This is a genomic window from Micromonospora sp. NPDC002717, from assembly GCF_040295705.1.
Taxonomy (GTDB): Bacteria; Actinomycetota; Actinomycetes; order Mycobacteriales; family Micromonosporaceae; genus Micromonospora.
Window position 1 is genome coordinate 294,812 of the sequence record NZ_JBEOVW010000002.1, and the last position, 17,934, is coordinate 312,745.

A 17,934-nucleotide genomic window follows, 5' to 3' on the forward strand; every position below is an offset into this window, starting at 1 on the left:
GCTACAAAGTCACCCCGGTCAGCACCATGACGCGCGGGTCGGTGTAGTCCTCCATCGCGCTGCGCAGTCCCTCGCGCCCGACGCCGCTGCCCTTGACCCCGCCGTACGGCATCTGGTCGGCCCGGTACGACGGCACGTCGCCGACGATGACCCCGCCGACCTCCAGGGCGCGGTGCGCGGCGAAGGCGACGTCCAGGCGATGGGTGAAGACGCCCGCCTGCAACCCGTACGCCGAGTCGTTGACGGCGGCGAACGCGGCCTGGTCGTGCTCGACGGGGGCGACCACCAGCACCGGCCCGAAGACCTCCTCGGTGCAGACCTTGGCGTCCGCCGGCACTCCGGTGAGCACGGTCGGTGGGTAGGTGGCGCCTTCGCGCCGGCCGCCCACCTCGATGGTGGCGCCGGCCGTGACCGCCTCGTCCACCCACGCCTCGACGCGGCGGGCGGCCTCCTCGGACACCAGCGGGCCGACGTCGGTCAGCTCGTCGGACGGGTCGCCCGTGCGCAGCTTCTGCACGGCCGCGACCAGCCGGGGCAGGAACGCGTCGTAGAGCCATTCGTGCACGTAGACCCGCTGCACGGCGATGCACGACTGCCCGGCCTGGTAGTTGGAGAACGTCGCTGTGCGGTGCGCGGCGAAGGTCAGGTCCTCGTCGGTGTTCCAGTCCTCGCAGATCACGGCGGCGGCGTTGCCGCCCAGCTCCAGGGTGACGTGCTTGTCGGGCACCGACCGGCGGATCGCCGCGCCGACCGGCCCGGAGCCGGTGAACGACACCACCGGCAGCCGGGGGTCGGCGACCAGCTCGGCGGCGCGCTCGTTGGGCAGCGGCAGCACCGAGAACATCCCCTCCGGCAGGTCGGTCTCGGCGAGCAGCTCGCCCAGCAGCAGCGCGGACAGCGGGGTGGCGGGGGCGGGCTTGACGACGATCGGGGCGCCGACCGCGATCGCCGGGGCGACCTTGTGCGCGACGAGGTTGAGCGGGAAGTTGAACGGCGCGATGCCGAGCACCGGCCCCTTCGGCACCCGCCGGACCAGGGCGATCCGCCCGCTGGCGGCGGGATCGGTGTCGAGGCGTTGCAGCTCGCCGGAGAACCGCCGCGCCTCCTCGGCCGCCCAACGGAAGGTGGAGACGGCCCGGCCCACCTCGGCCCGCGCCCACTTGAGCGGCTTGCCGTTCTCGGCGGTGATGAGCCGCGCGATCTCGTCGGCCCGCTCGGCGAGCCGCCGGGACACGTGGTCCAGGGCCGCCGCGCGGGCGTGCGCGGGCAGGGCCGCGGCCGTCGCGGCCACCCCGGCGGCTGCCGCGACGGCCGCTTCGACCTGGGCGGCGGTGGCGAGGGTGGTACGACCGACGGCGCGCCCGTCGTAAGGGTGGTGGACGGTCAGCTCGCCCTCGCCGTGGGCGGGGCGGGAGGCGACATAGAAGGCTGCGGACTCCACGTGGAGCAGCGTAGACGACCAACCCGTCCACGGAAACAGTCGCGTCAACCCTTGTCTGCCGCGAATTCAGTGGCCAAGATGGCAGTCAGATTGCGATAACCGCCGCAGACCACCCCCTCTCGGAGTGAGCCCGTCATGAGTGACCAGCAGCAGCTGCGCAACTTCGTCAACGGCGACTACGTCGAGCCGACCGACGGCGGCTACGCCGACCTGGTCGACCCGTGCACCGGAGAGGTCTTCGCGCAGGCCCCGGTGTCCGGGCCCGGGGACGTGGACGCGGCGATGCGGGCCGCCGCCGACGCCTTCGAGACCTGGCGGGACACGACCCCGGCCGAGCGGCAGAAGGCGCTGCTCCGGCTCGCCGACGCGGTCGAGGCCCGCGCCGCCGAGCTGGTCGACGCCGAGGTACGCAACACCGGCAAGCCGCGTCAGCTCACCGCCGAGGAGGAGCTGCCGCCGGCGGTCGACCAGTTCCGCTTCTTCGCCGGGGCGGCCCGGATGCTGGAGGGGCGCTCGGCCGGCGAGTACATGGCGGGGCACACGTCGTACGTGCGGCGCGAGCCGATCGGCGTCTGCGCGCAGGTCACCCCGTGGAACTACCCGCTGATGATGGCGGTCTGGAAGATCGCCCCGGCCCTGGCCGCCGGCAACACGGTGGTGCTCAAGCCGTCGGACACCACGCCGGTGTCGACGCTGCTGCTGGCCGAGATCGCGTCGGAGTTCTTCCCGCCGGGGGTGTTCAACGTGGTCTGCGGCGACCGGGACACCGGTCGTACGCTCGTGTCGCACCCGACCCCGCAGCTCGTGTCGATCACCGGCTCGACCCGCGCGGGCATGGAGGTCGCCTCCGCCGCGGCCCCCGACCTCAAGCGGACCCACCTGGAGTTGGGCGGCAAGGCCCCGGTGGTGGTCTTCGACGACGCGGACGTGGCGGCGGCGGCCGAGGCGATCGCGGTCGGCGGCTACTTCAACGCCGGGCAGGACTGCACGGCGGCGACGCGGGTGCTCGCCGGCCCCGGCGTCCACGACGACTTCGTGGCGGCGCTGGCCGAGCAGGCCCGCAACACGAAGACCGGCGCGCCGGACGACGCGGACGTGCTCTACGGCCCGCTCAACAACGCCAACCAGCTGGCCCGGGTGCGGGGCTTCGTGGACCGGCTGCTCGACCACGCGAAGGTCGAGACCGGTGGCTCGCAGGTCGGCGAGCGGGGCTACTTCTACGCCCCGACCGTCGTCAGCGGGCTGCGCCAGTCCGACGAGATCATCCAGGACGAGGTGTTCGGGCCGGTCATCACCGTGCAGCGGTTCTCCGACGAGGACGAGGCCGTGCGCTGGGCCAACGGCGTCGAATACGGCCTGTCGGCCTCGGTCTGGACGAAGGACCACGGCCGGGCGATGCGGATGACCCGCCGGCTCGACTTCGGCTGTGTCTGGGTGAACACGCACATCCCGTTCGTCTCGGAGATGCCGCACGGCGGTTTCAAGCACTCCGGCCACGGCAAGGACCTCTCGGTCTACAGCCTGGAGGACTACACCCGGATCAAGCACGTCATGCACAACATCGAGGGCTGAGCGCGATGGCCTCCTCGGACGAACTGCACAAGCGGCGCGGCGCGGCGGTGGCCCGCGGCGTCGGCAGCACCATGACGTCCTACGTGGACCGCGCGTCGGGCGGCACCATCGTCGACGTCGACGGCCGGGAGTGGATCGACTTCGCCGCCGGCATCGCCGTCACCAACGTCGGCAACTCCGCGCCGCGCGTGGTCGAGGCGGTGCGGGCGCAGGTCGAGCGCTTCACGCACACCTGCTTCATGGTCGCCCCCTACGAGTCGTACGTGGCGGTCTGCGAGCAGCTCAACGCGCTCACCCCGGGCGCGTTCGACAAGCGGTCCGCGCTGTTCAACTCGGGTGCCGAGGCGGTGGAGAACGCCGTGAAGATCGCCCGGCACGCCACCGGGCGGCCGGCGGTGGTGGTGTTCGACCACGCGTACCACGGCCGGACCAACCTGACCATGGCGCTGACCGCGAAGAACATGCCGTACAAGCACCGGTTCGGGCCGTTCGCCGGGGAGATCTACCGGGTGCCGATGTCGTACCCGCTGCGCGACGGCGGGCTGGACGGGTCGACCGCCGCGGCCCGCGCGATCGAGACGATCGAGAAGCAGGTCGGCGCGGAGAACGTCGCCGCGCTGCTGATCGAGCCGATCCAGGGCGAGGGCGGGTTCGTCGTACCGGCGCCGGGATTCCTGCCGGCGCTGCGGGAGTGGGCGACGGCGGCCGGGGTGGTGTTCGTGGCCGACGAGATCCAGACCGGGTTCTGCCGCACCGGCGACTGGTTCGCCTGCCAGCACGAGGGCGTGGAACCGGACCTGGTCACCCTGGCCAAGGGCATCGCCGGCGGCCTGCCGCTGGCCGCGGTCACCGGCCGGGCCGACCTGATGGACGCGGTGCACGTCGGCGGGCTCGGCGGCACGTACGGCGGGAATCCGATCGCCTGCGCGGCGGCGCTCGCGTCGATCGCGACCATGCACGAGCTGGACCTGGCGGGGGCGGCCCGCCGGATCGACGCGGCGATGACGGCGCGCCTGCGGGCCGTGGCGGACCGCGATCCCCGCATCGCCGAGGTACGTGGCCGGGGCGCGATGCTCGCCGTGGAGATCGTCCGGCCCGGCACCCTGACGCCCGACCCGGTCGCCACGGCGGCGGTCTCGGCGGCCTGTCACGCCGCCGGCCTGCTCACCCTGACCTGCGGCACGTACGGCAACGTGCTGCGCTTCCTGCCGCCGCTGGTGATCTCCGACACAGAGTTGCGTCGAGGGCTGGACATCCTGGACGAGGCTTTCGGCACGTAGCGGCGCGGGCGCGAGGCGGCGCCGCACCCACCCCCTATCTTTGTTTCCCCCGAGTAACCAAACATCGATAGATCTACACATCGCGCTGCAAACGATCTACGCTCTTGCTCACTTTGATCAACTGCGATCGATGGCGGGACCCGCCGTCGTGGAGCGAGAGGAACACCCGAGGGATGACACTTCCCCACCTTGCCGCGCGCCGCTGGCGTCTCGGCGTGATGACCGCCGCCGTCGCCACCGCCGTGGCGTTCGGCGCACCCGCGACGGCCGCCCCCGCCGAGGGGCAGATCCTCCTGGCAGGCGGCCCCACCGCCGTCGACGAGTCGTACATCGTCGTGTTCAAGGACGCCACCGTGGGACGGGCCGACGTCACGAAGCGGGCGCGCGACCTCGCCGGCCGGCACGGCGGCGCGGTCAACCGGACGTACCAGAACGCGCTGCGCGGTTTCGAGGCCCGGATGTCCGAGGCCGAGGCCAAGCGGCTCGCCGCCGACCCGTCGATCAGCTACGTCCAGCAGAACCACACCGTGCGGATCAGCGGTACGCAGAGCCCCACGCCGTCCTGGGGCCTGGACCGGCTCGACCAGCGCGCGCTGCCGCTGAACAACTCGTACACCTACCCGAACACCGGCTCGGGCGTGAAGGCGTACATCATCGACACCGGGATCCGGTTCGGCCACGGCGACTTCGGCGGCCGGGCGGTCACCGGGTTCGACTCGATCGACGGCGGCAGCGCCGACGACTGCAACGGGCACGGGACCCACGTGGCCGGCACGGTCGGCGGCAGCGCCTACGGCGTGGCCAAGGGCGTCACCCTCGTCGGCGTCCGGGTGCTCGACTGCCAGGGCAGCGGCACCGACGCCGGCGTCATCCAGGGCGTCGACTGGGTGACCGGCGACCACGCCGCCGGCCAGCTCGCGGTGGCCAACATGAGCCTCGGCGGCGGTTTCAGCCAGGCCCTCAACGACGCGGTGGCCCGCTCCATCGCCGACGGCGTCAGCTACGGCCTCGCGGCCGGGAACGACAGCGGCGCGAACGCCTGCAACAGCTCCCCGGCCAGCACCCCCGCCGGGATCACCGTCGGCTCGACCACCAACACCGACGCCCGCTCGTCGTTCTCCAACATCGGCACCTGCCTGGACATCTTCGCCCCCGGCAGCTCGATCACCTCGGCGTGGCACACCAGCAACACCGCCACGAACACCATCAGCGGCACCTCGATGGCCACCCCGCACGTGGTCGGCGCCGCCGCGCTCGTGCTCGCCGCCAACCCGACGTTCACCCCGCAGCAGGTGCGCGACAAGCTCGTCGCCGACGCCACCAGCAACGTGGTGACCAGCCCCGGCACCGGCTCGCCCAACAAGCTGCTCAACCTCGGCGACGGCGGCACCACGCCCCCGCCGACCACCGGCTGCACCCAGACCAACGGCACCGACGTGACGATCCGGGACAACGCCACGGTGGAGAGCACCATCACCATCGCGGGCTGCACGGGCAACGCGGGCGCCACCAGCACGGTCGCCGTGGACTTGGTGCACACCTACATCGGTGACCTCGTCGTCAGCCTCGTCGCCCCGGACGGCAGCGCCTACACCCTGCACAACCGCGGTGGCGGCTCCGCCGACAACATCAAGCAGACCTATACCGTCAACCTGTCCGCCGAGGTCGCCAACGGCACCTGGAAGCTGCGCGTCCAGGACGCCGGCGCCGGCGACACCGGCTACCTGAACAGCTGGACGCTCAACCTGGGTGGCTCCGGCACGCAGCAGTGCACCGGCACCAACGGCACCAACGTGACCGTCGGTGACAACGCGACGGCCACCAGCACCGTCGCGATCAGCGGCTGCACCGGCACCGCCTCGTCCAGCAGCAAGGTCGCGGTGCAGATCGTGCACACGTACATCGGGGACCTGGTCGTCAGCCTCGTCGCTCCCGACGGCAGCGCCTACACCCTGCACAACCGCAGCGGCAGCTCCACCGACAACATCAACCAGACCTACACGGTCAACCTCTCCTCGGAGACCCGTAACGGCAACTGGACCCTGCGCGTCCAGGACGCCGCCTCCGGCGACACCGGCTACATCGACACCTGGACGCTGACCCTCTAGGGTCTCCGGAACGGACGGCCCGTCGGGCCGCCACCCAAGGGCCCCTCGCCGTCGCGGCGAGGGGCCCTCCTGCACCCTCGACGGCGAGCGGCCAGGCCGCGACCGGTGGCGGCAGGCGGGCTACGACGACGAGCTGGTCGACCCTGCTCGCGTCCTGGCAGGGCAACCCACCCCTGGTGGCGCAACCGGTCACCGACACCGTCGAGCGGATGCCCGGCCGCCCGCCCCGCCCGTTCGCCACCTGGGCCCACCCCCACGCCGCGGCCTTCCGCTGACCGCCCGCCATGTCTGGCGCGGCACACCATCGTGAGCCGATATGCCGGTGAGGCACATTCCCGCCTCACCGGCATATCGCCCAACGAGGCAGGGAACAACGCCGCAAGCATGGTCATCCATCTACGGCGCTCGCTGTGTCCGAAATCTGGCCACCTCCTGATCTGCAAACGGTGGTGCAATGGCTGGCGGAGGGGCCGGCAAGGGGCATTGACCAGCGCAGACGGACAGGAGGCAGGAGATGCGATCCGTCAGACAACTCGGGAGACTCGCCCTCGTTGCGTGCCTCGCCACCGCGGCGACGTTCGGCGTCTCGCCGGGCGCCGCACTCGCCCAGAGCGCGGCGATCACGGTCGACCCGGTCGGCACCTTCGACGCCCAGTCGGGCACCGCCACCATCAGCGGCACCTACGACTGCGGTGACGCGAGGGGCTTCGCCTTCATCGAGGTCAACCTCAGTCAGCGCGTCGGTCGGGTATCCACGGTGACCGGCTCGGCCTTCACCGAGATCCCGGAGTGCACCGACGACACCAGCTCCGGCACGTGGACGGCGACGGTCCCGGCCAGCAACGGCGCGTTCCGTGGCGGCCAGGCCACCGCCAGCGCCCGGCTCGTCGTCGACACCACCGCCGTCGCGGAAACCACCGAGCCGGTACGACTCAGTGGCGGCGCCTGATCCTGAGGCGACGTCACACGCACACCGGTCCCCCGGGTCATCCGCCCGGGGGATCCGGCGCCGTCGGGTCGGGTCGGGAGGCGGGCGGTCAGGCGATCTGCCGCAGGTCGTTGCCGTAGTCGAAGATGATGCGGAGCCGAGCGCCCAGGGCTGTGGCGTAACGGCTCAGCGTGGCGACCTCGTTGACATCGAGGTGACCGTTCTCGATCTGACTGACCCGTCCCGGGGTGACGCCCATCAGTTCGGCCACCTGGCGCTGGGTCAGCCCCAGTCGCTTACGCTCCTCAGCCAGGTGGAACGCGCTCACCCACGCTTCGGTACGCGCCCGCTCCCTCTCGTGCTCCGTCTCGTCGTCACGAAGCTCGTCACGGACGTCTTCCCAGTCGTGGAACTCGGTCACGACTCCCCCCTTCGCCTGCGCTCGTGGTCGAGCCAAGCCTTGTAAGCGACCTCCGCCAGTGGAATGTGGTCGTGGTACCAGCGCGTCCAGTTGTGCGCCTTGTTGCCTGCCACGAGCAGGACGGCCTGGGACCAGGGATCGAAGACGAACAGCACCCGGACCGCGACGTCCCGTCCCGACCTGGGACGCAACTCCTTGAGATTACTGATGGCGCTACCCCGCAGCGTGTCGACCAGCGGACGCCCCAGCCCGGGCCCGACCTCCGCGAGCATGTCGACGGCCACACTCACGCTCCGGTACGTCTCCGGATCGGTACGCCGAAGCTCCCGGAGCCACTGCCGGACCTCGCCGGTGACCCGCACGGGCCAATGCCCCCCGGCCAGAGCACTCATGATGCAACTATAGCTCGAACTAAACAGGCTCCCTGGCGTCCGAACGAGGTGATCTGCGATCAGCGGGAGTCGAGAAGGGGTTGGGTCGGGGTCCAGGGCGGGTGGCCGGCGGCGTCGCGGCGGCGGCGGGCGATCGCCGACAGCGCCTCCAGCACCACCCGGTTGCCCAGGTACGCGGTGATGTCGGCGTGGTCGTACGGCGGGGCGACCTCGACCACGTCGACGCCGACGACCGGCAGCTCGTAGCAGCAGCGCCGCACCGCGTCGAGCAGTTGCCGGGAGGTCAGCCCGCCGGGTTCCGGGGTGCCCGTGCCGGGTGCCATGCCCGGGTCGACCACGTCCACGTCGACGGAGAGGAAGACCCCCTCGCACTCGTCCACCGCGATCCCGAACGCCTCCGTCAGGCACTCGTCCAGGCCCCGGGCGACCAGCTCGGTCATCTCGTACGACCGCATCCGCTGCTCCGCCATCCAGGACAGCACGGAAGGGCCGGGCCAGTAACCGCGCAGGCCGATCTGGAGGAACCGGTCGCCGCGTACGGCGCCGGACTCGATGAGCCGGCGCATCGGCTGGCCGTGCCCGTGCAGGCTGCCGAACTCGATGTCCCCGGTGTCGGCGTGCGCGTCGAAGTGCACCAGCGACACCCGGCCCAGCCCGTGGTGACGGGCGACACCGGTCGCGTCGGGCAGCGCGATGGAGTGGTCGCCGCCGAGCACGACGGGGATCGCCCCGGCCGAGGCGACCGCGAAAACCGCCGACTCCAGGGCGGCCAGGGACCGCTCGATGTCGCCGGAGAACATCTCGACGTCGCCGGCGTCGTACACCCGCAGGTCGCGCAGCGCGTCGACGCGCAGCGCGAGAGACGGGCGGGAGCCGTCGTGCGGCAGGTAGCAGGCCTGCCGGATGGCGGACGGGCCGAACCGGGTGCCCGGCCGGTGCGAGGTGCCGCCGTCGAAGGGCGCGCCGACGATCACGATGTCGGCGTCGGCGAAGGACGACGGGTCGTCGAGGGCGCAGCGGTCGACGCCGAGGAAGGTGACGTCGGGGCCGAACATCGGGCCGTAGCGGGTCATCGCTCCTGCATCCCCCAGGGTGAGCCGTAACCGGTGAGCAGATCGAGGAAGGGGCGCGGGGGCAGCGCCTCCGGGCCGATCACCCCCGACCCGGACCACGCGCCGGTGGCGAGCAGTTCCAGGGCGACGACCGGGTTCACGGCGGTCTGCCAGACGACGGCCTGGTGGCCGTACTCCGCCATGGACCACTCGTTGTCGACGACGTGGTAGAGGTAGACCTCGCGCGGCCCGCCGCCGCGCGCCGTGCCACGCACCCAGGTGCCGGCGCAGGTCCTGCCGCGCATCCGGTCGCCCAGGGTCGCCGGGTCGGGCAGGCAGGCCGCCACGACGTCGCGGGGCGCGACGGTCACACCGCTCACCCGCACCGGGGACGCCGCGTCGAGGCCGAGCTTGTGCAGGGTCCTGAGGACCTCGATGAACTCGTTGCCGAGGCCGTACTTGAAGGTGACCCGCTTCGCCGCGACCCAGCGCGGGATCAGCAGCACCTCCTCGTGCTCGACGTTGACGCACTCGACCGGGCCGATGCCCTCGGGGAAGTCGAACACCTCCGGCTCCGAGAACGGCGGGGTGGTGTACCAGCCGCGGCCGGCCTCCCAGATCACCGGCGGGTTGAGGCACTCCTCGATCGTGGTCCAGATGGAGAACGACGGCGCGAAGTCGTAGCCGTCGACGGTGAGGTTGCCGCCGTCGCGTACCCCGATCTCGTCGATCTCGGCGAACAGCTCGTCGGCGGCGTAGCGGGCGAAGACGTCCGACAGGCCCGGCTCGACGCCGATGCCGCACAGCGCCAGCCGGCCGGCGGCCGACCAGCGGTCGGCGGCGGCGAACTGGTCGTCGCCGAGCTTGACCCCGGTCTCGGCGTACGGCCGGTCGGGGTGCGGCCGGGACAGCGACATGGCCATGTCGAGGTAGTCCGCGCCGGCCGCGAACGCCCCGTCGAAGATCGGCATGACGAAGCGCGGGTCGACCGCGTTGAGCACGTGGCTGATCCGGTGCTCGCGGCACAGTGCGGCGACCGCGTCCGCCGAGGAGGCGTCGACGGCGGCGGGAACGAACCGGTCGCCGTGGCCGGCCACGGCCCGCGCCGCACGGGCGGCGTCGCGGTCGGCGACGACCATGGTCTCGAAGAAGGAGCGGCGGGCGGCGATGGCGACGGCGGCGGAGCCGACCCCACCGGCGCCGACGAGCAGGATCCGCATCAGGAATCAAACCCCAAACCAAGACGATCGAGCGTACGGAGCCAGAGGTTGCGCCGTCCCGCTCGCGCGTCGGCCCGGGCCAGGGACCAGCGGGTGAGGTGGATGCCGGTGGCCCGCAACGGCTCCGGCGGGAACGGCAGCGGCTTGCTGCGCACCAGGTCGAGCCGGGTCAGCGGGGTCTGCCCGCCGGCCAGCAGGTCGAGCACCACGCGGGCGCCGAACCGGGTGGCGCCGACGCCGAGGCCGGTGTAGCCGGCCGCGTACGCCAGCCGGCCGTCGTACGCGGTGCCGAAGAACGGGCAGAACCGGGTGCAGGTGTCGATGACGCCGCCCCAGCGGTGGCTGAAGCGCACGTCGGCGAGCTGCGGGAACGTGGCGAAGAAGTGCTGGGCGAGGGCGGTGAAGGTGGCCGGCCGTTGGGCCAGTTCGGGGGCCATCCGGTTGCCGTAGTGGTAGACGGCGTCGTAGCCGCCGAAGAGGATCCGCCCGTCGCCGGTGAGCCGGTAGTAGTGGAACTGGTTGCCGGTGTCGGCGAGCCCCTGCCGGTTGCGCCAGCCGATCGATTCGCGTTGCGCGGCGGTCAACGGCTCGGTCGTCAGCGCGTAGTCGTAGACCGGCACCAGCCAGGCCCGCAGCCGGCGCAGCAGCGGCGGGAACGCGTTGGTGGCGAGGACGACCCGCCGCGCACGCACCGAGCCGGGGGCGCCGTGGCCGCCCGGCCCCGGCTCGTCGGCCCCGGGGGCGCCGGACGGTCCGCCACGGGTGGTGGCGCGCAGCGCGGCCCCGTCGCGGCGCAGCCCGGTGACCCGGGTGTGCTCGTGGATCCGCACGCCGAGGTCGAGGCAGGCGCGGCGCAGGCCCCAGGCCAGCTTCGCCGGGTCCAGCATCGCCACCCGGTCGCGGTCCCACAGCCCGCCGAGGTACGTCGGCGAGTCCACCTCGGCGCGTACCTCGTCGCGGTCGAGCAGCCGCACGTCGTGGCCGAACCGGCGGGCCAGGTCGACGTCGGCGGCCAGCCCGCCGAGCTGGTGGGGCTCGACCGCCACGGACAGCTCGCCGGTGCGCTCGAACTCGCAGTCGATGCCGTACGCGGAAACGGTGGCGGCGATGGCGTCCAGGTTGTCCCGGCCGAGCCGGTCCAGCACGTCGATCTCGTCGGGGAAGCGTTCGGCGCCGTTGGCCAGGCCGTGGGTCAGCGAGGCGGCGCAGAACCCGCCGTTGCGCCCGGACGCCGCCCAGCCGCAGGTGCCCGCCTCCACCAGCAGCACGTCCCGGCCGGGGTCGTCCTGCTTGGCGAACAGCGCCGTCCAGAGGCCGCTGTAGCCGCCGCCGACGACCAGCAGGTCGGTGTCGGTGCCGCCGTGCAGCGGCGACAGCGGGTCGGGGCGTTCCGGGCGGTCCAGCCAGTACGGCACGGGCGCCGCGTCGGCGAGCGCCCGGCCGGTGGGCGGGGCCGTCATGGCAGCCGCTTCGCCCGCCGGCCGCGCAGGGTGCTGGCGAGCACCAGCAGCAGCGCGACCACGAACATCGCCGTGCCGATGACGTTGACCTGCGGCGGGATGCCCCGCTGGGCGGCGCCCCAGACGTACATCGGGAACGTGACGGTGGTGCCGGCGTTGAAGTTCGTGACGATGAAGTCGTCGAACGACAGCGAGAACGCCAGCAGCGCGGCGGCCACGATGCCGGGCAGCACCAGCGGCAGGGTGACCAGCCGGAAGGTCTGCCACTCGCTGGCGTACAGGTCCATCGCGGCCTCCTCCAGTCGGGAGTCCATCCCGGCCAGCCGCGCCTTGACGGTGACCACCACGAACGACACGCAGAACATGACGTGCGCGATGCCGATGGTCCAGAAGCCCTGCGGCACCCCGGCGGAGACGAAGAGGGCGAGCAGCGAGGTGCCCATCACCAGCTCGGGGGTGGCCATCGGCAGGAAGATCAGCACGTTGATCCCGGACCGGCCGCGGAACCGGTGCCGCACCAGCGCGAACGCCATCAGGGTGCCGAGCACCGTGGCGACCACGGTGGCGATGAAGCCGATCTGGACGCTGCGCACCACCGCGTCACACATGTCGGACGTGGCGCACGGGTTGCGCCAGTTGTCGAGGGTGAACTCGTTGAAGTCGTACGACAGGCGGCTGGACGGGCGGTTGAAGGACAGGGCGGCGACCACGGCGATCGGCAGGAAGAGGTAACCGAGCACCAGCAGCGCCACGCCCATCACCCAGCGCTCGGCGAGCCAGCGACCGATGCGGTGTCCCACGGTCACAGCACCTCCTCCGTGCCGGCCCGGCGCAGGTAGACGAAGACGACCGCGAGGATCGCCGCCATCAGCAGGAAGGACAGCGCCGCGCCCTGCGGGTAGTCCAGCCGGACCAGGAACGCCGAGTCGATGACGTTGCCGATCATGTACTCGTTGGGGGTGCCGAGCAGTTCGGCGTTGATGTAGTCGCCGCTGGCCGGGATGAAGAACAGCAGCGTGCCGGCGACCAGGCCCGGCATGGACAGCGGCAGCGTGACCCGGCGGAACACCCGCAGCGGGCTGGCGTAGAGGTCGCTCGCCGCCTCCAGCAGCCGGTGGTCCAGCCGCTCCAGGCTCGCGTACAGCGGCAGCACCAGGAAGGGCAGGAAGTTGTACGTGAGGCCGAGCACCACCGCGACCGGGGTGGCCAGCAGCCGGCCGTCGGGGGCGAGCAGGTGCACGTCGCGCAGCAGCCCGACGACCCAGCCGTTGTCGGACAGGATCGTCTTCCAGGCCAGCGTGCGCACCAGGAAGCTGGTGAACATCGGCGCGACCACGCAGACCAGCAGCAGGTTCTTCCACCGGCCGGCCTTCTGCGCGATCGCGTACGCCAGCGGGTAGCCCATCAGCAGCGCCAGCACCAGCGCGATGCCGGCGTAGACGAAGGACCGGGTGAACTGCGGCCAGTACGCCGCGAGCGCGTCCGGGTAGTTGCCGACCGCCCAGGTCAGCGCGTACCCGGTGGCGAGCGAGCCGGCGGGGTCGTAGAGGCTGGCGGCGGCGAGCTGGAACAGCGGCACGGCGAAGAAGAGGAACAGCCACGCCGCGCCGGGCAGCAGGAGGAGGTACGGCAGGAACCGGTGCCGACCGGACCGGCGGGCCGGCGGGGGCGCCGCCGACCGCCCCGAACCGGGCATGTGCGCGAGGGCGGTCACGAGGACGCACCCACCGGCTCGTCCAGGACCGGCGTGGTCCGGTCGTGCTCGCCGGGCGCCCGGGGCAGCAGGAAGGCGTGCCGCGGGTCCCAGTGCGCCACCGCCTCGCTGCCCACCGCCAGCGGGCCGGTCACGCCGCTGTTGGCCACGAAGACCGACAGCTCGCTGCCCCAGCCGGTGCGCAGCAGGTACTGGGTGCTGACCCCGACGTAGGAGGCGTCGGTGACCAACCCGGTGACGTGCTGGTGCCCGGCGGGGACCTGGTCGACGGAGTCGACCAGGTGCAGCTTCTCCGGGCGTACGCCCAGGTGGACCGGCCCCCGGTCGACCCGGGCCCGGCCGGCCGGCACCGAGAAGCGGTTGCCGTGCGCCGAGACCGCCACCTCGCCGCCGCCCGGACCGGCGGCCTCGCCGGCGAGCAGGTTGGACTGGCCGAGGAAGTTCGCCACGAACGCGGTGGCCGGGAACTCGTAGATGTCGGCGGGTGCGCCGAGCTGCTCGATCTTCCCGGCGTTCATCACCGCGACCGTGTCGGCCATCGTCATGGCCTCCTCCTGGTCGTGGGTGACGTGCACGAACGTGATGCCGACCTCGGTCTGGATCCGCTTCAGCTCGATCTGCATCTGCCGGCGCAACTTCAGGTCGAGCGCGCCCAACGGCTCGTCGAGCAGCAGCACCTGCGGACGGTTGACCAGGGCGCGGGCCAGGGCGACCCGCTGCTGCTGCCCGCCGGAGAGCTGGGCGGGACGGCGGTGGCCGTAGTCGTCGAGCTGCACCAGCGCGAGCATGCCCCTGACCTGGTCGTCGACCGATCGGATGCCGCGCCGCCGCAGCCCGAAGGCCACGTTCTCGAAGACGTTCAGGTGCGGGAAGAGCGCGTAGCTCTGGAACACGGTGTTCACCGGCCGCTTGTACGGGCGCAGCCGGGCGATGTCCCGGTCGCCGAGCAGCACCTGCCCGCTGGTCGGCTCCTCCAGCCCGGCGATCATCCGCAGGGTGGTGGTCTTGCCGCAGCCGGACGCCCCGAGCAGGGCGAAGAACGAGCCCTGCGGGATGGTCAGGCTGAGGTCGTCCACGGCGGTGAAGATGCCGAACCGTTTGGTGAGGTTGGCCAGCCGCAGGTCGCCGGCCGGTGTCTCGCGCCCCACAGTCGCCCCGCCCATGCCGCTCACGCCCCAATGACCTGCTGGAACTTGCTCTCGTACTCGCGTTCCTGCTTCTCGTCCAGCGCCATGAAGACCTTGGACTTCGACAGCATGGTGTCGTCGGGGAAGATCAGCGGGTTGGCGGCCAGCTCGGGGTCGATCTTCTCCATCTCGGCCTTGGCGCCCTGGACCGGGCAGATGTAGTTCACGAACGCGGCGAGCTTCGCGGCGACCGCCGGGTCGTAGTAGTAGTTGATGATCTGCTCGGCGTTGCCCTTGTGGGTGGCCTTGTTCGGCACGAGGACGTTGTCCGACCAGAGCATCACGCCCGACTCGGGCACCACGAACTTGACCTTGTCGTCCTCGAAGCCGAGCTGGATGACGTCGCCGGACCAGCCGATGCACGCGGCGATGTCGCCCTTGGCGAGGTCCGGCGCGTAGTCGTTGCCGGTGAACCGGCGGATCTGGCCGGAGTCGACGGCCTTCTTGAGCTTGTTGAGCGCGTCGTCGAACTGCGGGCCGGTGAAGTTCGCCGGGTCGTGGCCGTTCGACTGGAGCAGCAGGCCCATGGTGTCGCGCATCTCGGACAACGCCGTCACCTTGCCCTTGAGGTCGGGGCGGGTGAGCAGCTCGTCGACCGTCCGGATCTCCTTGGTCACCTTGCCGTTGTAGGCCAGCCCGGCCAGGCCGGACTGCCACGGGATGGCGAGCTGGTTCTCGGGGTCGAAGGACCGGTTGCGCAGCGACGGCAGCAGGTTGGCCTCGACGTTGGGCAGCTTCGACTTGTCGAGCTTCTGGACCCAGCCGAGGCGGATCATGCGCGCCGCCATCCAGTCGGTGAGGACCATGACGTCCCGGCCGGTGCCCTGACAGCCCGCGAGCTGGTTCTGCACCTTGCCGAAGAACTCGTTGTTGTCGTTGACGTCCTCGGTGTAGGCGACCTGGATGCCGCTCTGGGCGACGAACGCGTCGAGGGTCGGCCGCTTGGACTCGTCCTTCTCGTCCACGTCCATGTACTGCGGCCAGTTGGAGAAGGCCAGCTTCTTCTCGGTGGCGGACAGGTCCTCGCTGACGCAGCCGGCCTCCGTCTGGGTGGCGGCCTTGGTGCCGCAGCCGGCCAGCGAGCCGCCGGCGGCGAGCAGCGCGGCCGAGCCGAGGGTGCCGGTCAGGAGTCCACGCCGGGTGAGGGGCCGAAAGGGAGTACGCATGTGACGACTCCTAGGGGTCATCGTCGGCGGCGGGAACGGGGGTGGCGCGCCGGCGGGAGGGTCAGGTGCGGTGGACGACTGATCCTGACATGAGGTGACCTTCCTTACAAGGGATTCCGTTGCCGGAATAGCTCTGCACGACGAAATACGCCAGACTGCCCGGGGGCACTAGGCTCAGCCCGGGCACGGACATGGGGAGCGGTCGATGACGAACCGGCAGCACGACAACGGCAACGGCGGACGCAGGGTCACCGTCCGCGAGGGGGCCAGCCACGCACTGCTCGACGACGTGGCGAAGCAGATCATCGAGCAGCTCCAGGAGGACGGCCGCCGACCGTACGCGACCATCGGCAAGGCGGTCGGGCTGTCGGAGGCGGCGGTGCGCCAGCGGGTGCAGCGGCTGCTCGACGCCGGGGTGATGCAGATCGTCGCGGTGACCGACCCGCTCCAGCTCGGATTCCCCCGCCAGGCCATGATCGGCCTGCGTACGAACGGCGACCTGGAGGCCGTGGCCGACCGCCTCGCCGAACTGGACGAGGTCGACTACGTGGTGATCACGGCGGGCTCGTTCGACCTGCTGACCGAGGTGGTCTGCCGCAACGACGACCACCTGCTGGAGATCCTCCAGCGGCTGCGGTCGGTCGAGGGCGTGCTCTCCACCGAGGCGTTCGTCTATCTCAAGCTGCGCAAGCAGACGTACACCTGGGGCACCGCCTGATCAGCGCGCGCCCCGGTCACGCCCGACCGACGCGACGAACGCCCGCCAGACGTCGGGCGCGAAGCTGAGGGTGCCGCCGGCACGGTCCTTGCTGTCCCGGACCAGCACCCGGCCGGGCAGGTTGTCGGCCACCTCGACGCAGTTGCCGCCGTTGTTGCTGCTGCGGGTGGCGGTGCGCCAGCGGGCTTCCGTCAGGTCCATGTCTGCGCCACCTCTCGGATCAGTGCGATCGACCGGCGGCAGGGAAGCGCCTCGCCGGTGACGCTCTCCCACCTCCGACCCAGGCTAGCAATATCGATGCCGTCGGTCACCATCTGACCACGGAGCTGATTGTCCAGATAGGCCACTTCAGCTCCGTCCCGGAGTCGGGCCAGCACGAACGGCCCGGCCAACCCCGTGTGCCACGGGCTCTCGGCCGGGATCACCCGGATCTGCACGTGCTCCCGCTGCGCCATCGCAGCGAGATGGGTCAGTTGCTCGGCCATCACCGCCTGGTCGCCGACCGGCCGGCGAAGCACCACCTCGTCGATCACGACGACGAGCTGCGGAGACTCCTCCCGACAGAGGATCTCCTGACGCTCCAGCCGAGCGGCCACGATCTGGTCCACCTCGGCGGCCGGGAGCAGGCCGCCGGTCCCCAGCACCGCGCGGGCGTACCCCTCACTCTGCAACAGGCCCGGCACCAGCAGCGGCTCGTAGGACCGGATCGAGGTGGCGTCCTGTTCCAGCTCGGCCCAGGGGCGGAACCAGGGCAGGTCGCGGCGGCGGAACGGATCGGGCCACAGTTCGGCGGCGTCGCGGTCGAGCACCTCGGCCACCGCCAGCCGGGTCCTAGGGTGCGGGATCCGGCCGGACGTGAGCCACCGGCCCGCCGTCTTCGGATCAACGCGCACCTTCTCCGCCAGCGACTCGACGGTCTCCCCCTTGGCGGCCATCGCCACCCGCAGCGCCTCGTTGGCCATCGGACCCTCCCTCCACGCGGGTTCACGCTCCGGCGCACGATAGCCACGCTCAGTGCCGGCGTCCGCCGCCTACCGGCGTGTCGCGGTGGGATGTGTTCCGCCCACCTCAGGTGCGCCACGAGCGCGGCCGAAGTGCCCCGAAGGTGTCCCGAACGCGACGCCCTCGACGCGACCTCACCGCGATCCCCCTCGACGCGGCCACACCGACGGGGCAGCTCGACGCGGCCATACCGACGGGCAGCTCGACGCGGTCTCACCGACGGGGCAGCTCGACAGCGTCCGTCCAACGCGATCCCACCGACCGCTCACCTCA

General features: G+C 71.6%; 17 protein-coding genes. 5 read left to right on the plus strand and 12 right to left on the minus strand.

All coding sequences use genetic code 11. The features are described from left to right. Nucleotide 1 precedes the first annotated feature (1 nt). On the minus strand, nucleotides 2-1,441 hold the full coding sequence (locus tag ABT006_RS05445; protein WP_350703220.1) for an aldehyde dehydrogenase family protein: 1,440 nt from the start codon (nucleotides 1,439-1,441) through the stop codon (nucleotides 2-4). Nucleotides 1,442-1,576: 135 nt separating this feature from the next. On the opposite strand from ABT006_RS05445, the gene ABT006_RS05450 reads away from it, so the two are divergent. The 4 genes from ABT006_RS05450 (at nucleotide 1,577) to ABT006_RS05465 (ending at nucleotide 7,350) form a co-directional block, all read left to right on the plus strand. Next, nucleotides 1,577-3,013, plus strand: a complete 1,437-nt coding sequence (locus ABT006_RS05450) for a gamma-aminobutyraldehyde dehydrogenase (protein ID WP_350703222.1) — start codon at nucleotides 1,577-1,579, stop codon at nucleotides 3,011-3,013. A gap of 5 nt (nucleotides 3,014-3,018) precedes the next feature. Then, the gene (gene gabT, locus ABT006_RS05455) at nucleotides 3,019-4,293 is read left to right on the plus strand and encodes a 4-aminobutyrate--2-oxoglutarate transaminase (RefSeq protein WP_350703224.1); all 1,275 of its coding nucleotides are present in this window, start codon (nucleotides 3,019-3,021) and stop codon (nucleotides 4,291-4,293) included. Nucleotides 4,294-4,466: 173 nt separating this feature from the next. Further along, on the plus strand, nucleotides 4,467-6,401 hold the full coding sequence (locus tag ABT006_RS05460; RefSeq protein WP_350703225.1) for a proprotein convertase P-domain-containing protein: 1,935 nt from the start codon (nucleotides 4,467-4,469) through the stop codon (nucleotides 6,399-6,401). Nucleotides 6,402-6,915: 514 nt separating this feature from the next. Beyond that, complete coding sequence (locus ABT006_RS05465; protein ID WP_350703227.1) at nucleotides 6,916-7,350, plus strand: DUF6299 family protein; 435 nt, start codon at nucleotides 6,916-6,918, stop codon at nucleotides 7,348-7,350. 88 nt (nucleotides 7,351-7,438) lie between these two features. On the opposite strand, the gene ABT006_RS05470 is transcribed toward ABT006_RS05465, so the two are convergent. The 9 genes from ABT006_RS05470 to ABT006_RS05510 all read right to left on the minus strand — a co-directional run bounded on the left by ABT006_RS05470 (nucleotide 7,439) and on the right by ABT006_RS05510 (nucleotide 15,941). Next, on the minus strand, nucleotides 7,439-7,750 hold the full coding sequence (locus ABT006_RS05470) for a helix-turn-helix domain-containing protein (RefSeq protein WP_350703229.1): 312 nt from the start codon (nucleotides 7,748-7,750) through the stop codon (nucleotides 7,439-7,441). Next, nucleotides 7,747-8,133: a type II toxin-antitoxin system RelE/ParE family toxin gene (locus ABT006_RS05475; RefSeq protein WP_502890865.1), complete on the minus strand. Its 387-nt coding sequence runs from the start codon at nucleotides 8,131-8,133 to the stop codon at nucleotides 7,747-7,749. Before ABT006_RS05475 ends, ABT006_RS05470 begins: the two co-directional genes overlap by 4 nt. A 68-nt stretch (nucleotides 8,134-8,201) precedes the next feature. Beyond that, a complete protein-coding gene (speB, locus tag ABT006_RS05480; RefSeq protein ID WP_350703233.1) occupies nucleotides 8,202-9,215 on the minus strand; it encodes an agmatinase in 1,014 nt (337 codons plus the stop codon). Further along, nucleotides 9,212-10,414, minus strand: a complete 1,203-nt coding sequence (locus ABT006_RS05485; RefSeq protein WP_350703235.1) for a saccharopine dehydrogenase family protein — start codon at nucleotides 10,412-10,414, stop codon at nucleotides 9,212-9,214. The genes speB and ABT006_RS05485 overlap by 4 nt, the downstream gene beginning before the upstream one ends. Next, a complete protein-coding gene (locus tag ABT006_RS05490) occupies nucleotides 10,414-11,874 on the minus strand; it encodes an NAD(P)/FAD-dependent oxidoreductase (RefSeq protein WP_350703237.1) in 1,461 nt (486 codons plus the stop codon). The genes ABT006_RS05485 and ABT006_RS05490 overlap by 1 nt, the downstream gene beginning before the upstream one ends. Next, nucleotides 11,871-12,680, minus strand: coding sequence for an ABC transporter permease (locus ABT006_RS05495; protein ID WP_350703238.1), 810 nt, complete (start codon nucleotides 12,678-12,680; stop codon nucleotides 11,871-11,873). Before ABT006_RS05495 ends, ABT006_RS05490 begins: the two co-directional genes overlap by 4 nt. Further along, the gene (locus ABT006_RS05500) at nucleotides 12,677-13,588 is read right to left on the minus strand and encodes an ABC transporter permease (protein WP_350703240.1); all 912 of its coding nucleotides are present in this window, start codon (nucleotides 13,586-13,588) and stop codon (nucleotides 12,677-12,679) included. Before ABT006_RS05500 ends, ABT006_RS05495 begins: the two co-directional genes overlap by 4 nt. Further along, nucleotides 13,585-14,751, minus strand: coding sequence for an ABC transporter ATP-binding protein (locus ABT006_RS05505; RefSeq protein ID WP_350703241.1), 1,167 nt, complete (start codon nucleotides 14,749-14,751; stop codon nucleotides 13,585-13,587). The genes ABT006_RS05500 and ABT006_RS05505 overlap by 4 nt, the downstream gene beginning before the upstream one ends. Nucleotides 14,752-14,756: 5 nt before the next feature. Next, on the minus strand, nucleotides 14,757-15,941 hold the full coding sequence (locus tag ABT006_RS05510) for a polyamine ABC transporter substrate-binding protein (protein ID WP_350703243.1): 1,185 nt from the start codon (nucleotides 15,939-15,941) through the stop codon (nucleotides 14,757-14,759). Nucleotides 15,942-16,146: 205 nt separating this feature from the next. Here ABT006_RS05510 and ABT006_RS05515 point away from each other — a divergent pair, with 205 nt between their 5' ends. After that, a complete protein-coding gene (locus ABT006_RS05515; RefSeq protein ID WP_350703245.1) occupies nucleotides 16,147-16,659 on the plus strand; it encodes an Lrp/AsnC family transcriptional regulator in 513 nt (170 codons plus the stop codon). Here the strand turns inward: ABT006_RS05515 and ABT006_RS05520 are convergent, their stop codons facing one another. Continuing rightward, entirely contained in the window at nucleotides 16,660-16,860 is a 201-nt protein-coding gene (locus ABT006_RS05520; protein WP_350703247.1) for a DUF397 domain-containing protein, read from the minus strand. Next, nucleotides 16,851-17,621 (minus strand): Scr1 family TA system antitoxin-like transcriptional regulator, encoded by a 771-nt coding sequence (locus ABT006_RS05525; RefSeq protein ID WP_350703249.1) that lies wholly within the window; start codon nucleotides 17,619-17,621, stop codon nucleotides 16,851-16,853. Before ABT006_RS05525 ends, ABT006_RS05520 begins: the two co-directional genes overlap by 10 nt. Between the last annotated feature and the right edge of the window lie 313 nt (nucleotides 17,622-17,934).

What these genes read in the sequence shown, in the direction of transcription:
- ABT006_RS05465 (WP_350703227.1), top strand. Translation starts at nt 6,916, where the DNA reads ATGCGATCCGTCAGACAACTCGGGAGACTCGCCCTCGTTGCGTGCCTC.
- ABT006_RS05490 (WP_350703237.1), bottom strand. Translation starts at nt 11,874, where the DNA reads ATGACGGCCCCGCCCACCGGCCGGGCGCTCGCCGACGCGGCGCCCGTG.
- ABT006_RS05485 (WP_350703235.1), bottom strand. Translation starts at nt 10,414, where the DNA reads ATGCGGATCCTGCTCGTCGGCGCCGGTGGGGTCGGCTCCGCCGCCGTC.
- gabT (WP_350703224.1), top strand. Translation starts at nt 3,019, where the DNA reads ATGGCCTCCTCGGACGAACTGCACAAGCGGCGCGGCGCGGCGGTGGCC.
- ABT006_RS05525 (WP_350703249.1), bottom strand. Translation starts at nt 17,621, where the DNA reads ATGGCCAACGAGGCGCTGCGGGTGGCGATGGCCGCCAAGGGGGAGACC.
- speB (WP_350703233.1), bottom strand. Translation starts at nt 9,215, where the DNA reads ATGACCCGCTACGGCCCGATGTTCGGCCCCGACGTCACCTTCCTCGGC.
- ABT006_RS05505 (WP_350703241.1), bottom strand. Translation starts at nt 14,751, where the DNA reads ATGGGCGGGGCGACTGTGGGGCGCGAGACACCGGCCGGCGACCTGCGG.
- ABT006_RS05515 (WP_350703245.1), top strand. Translation starts at nt 16,147, where the DNA reads ATGACGAACCGGCAGCACGACAACGGCAACGGCGGACGCAGGGTCACC.
- ABT006_RS05510 (WP_350703243.1), bottom strand. Translation starts at nt 15,941, where the DNA reads ATGCGTACTCCCTTTCGGCCCCTCACCCGGCGTGGACTCCTGACCGGC.
- ABT006_RS05450 (WP_350703222.1), top strand. Translation starts at nt 1,577, where the DNA reads ATGAGTGACCAGCAGCAGCTGCGCAACTTCGTCAACGGCGACTACGTC.
- ABT006_RS05460 (WP_350703225.1), top strand. Translation starts at nt 4,467, where the DNA reads ATGACACTTCCCCACCTTGCCGCGCGCCGCTGGCGTCTCGGCGTGATG.
- ABT006_RS05520 (WP_350703247.1), bottom strand. Translation starts at nt 16,860, where the DNA reads ATGGACCTGACGGAAGCCCGCTGGCGCACCGCCACCCGCAGCAGCAAC.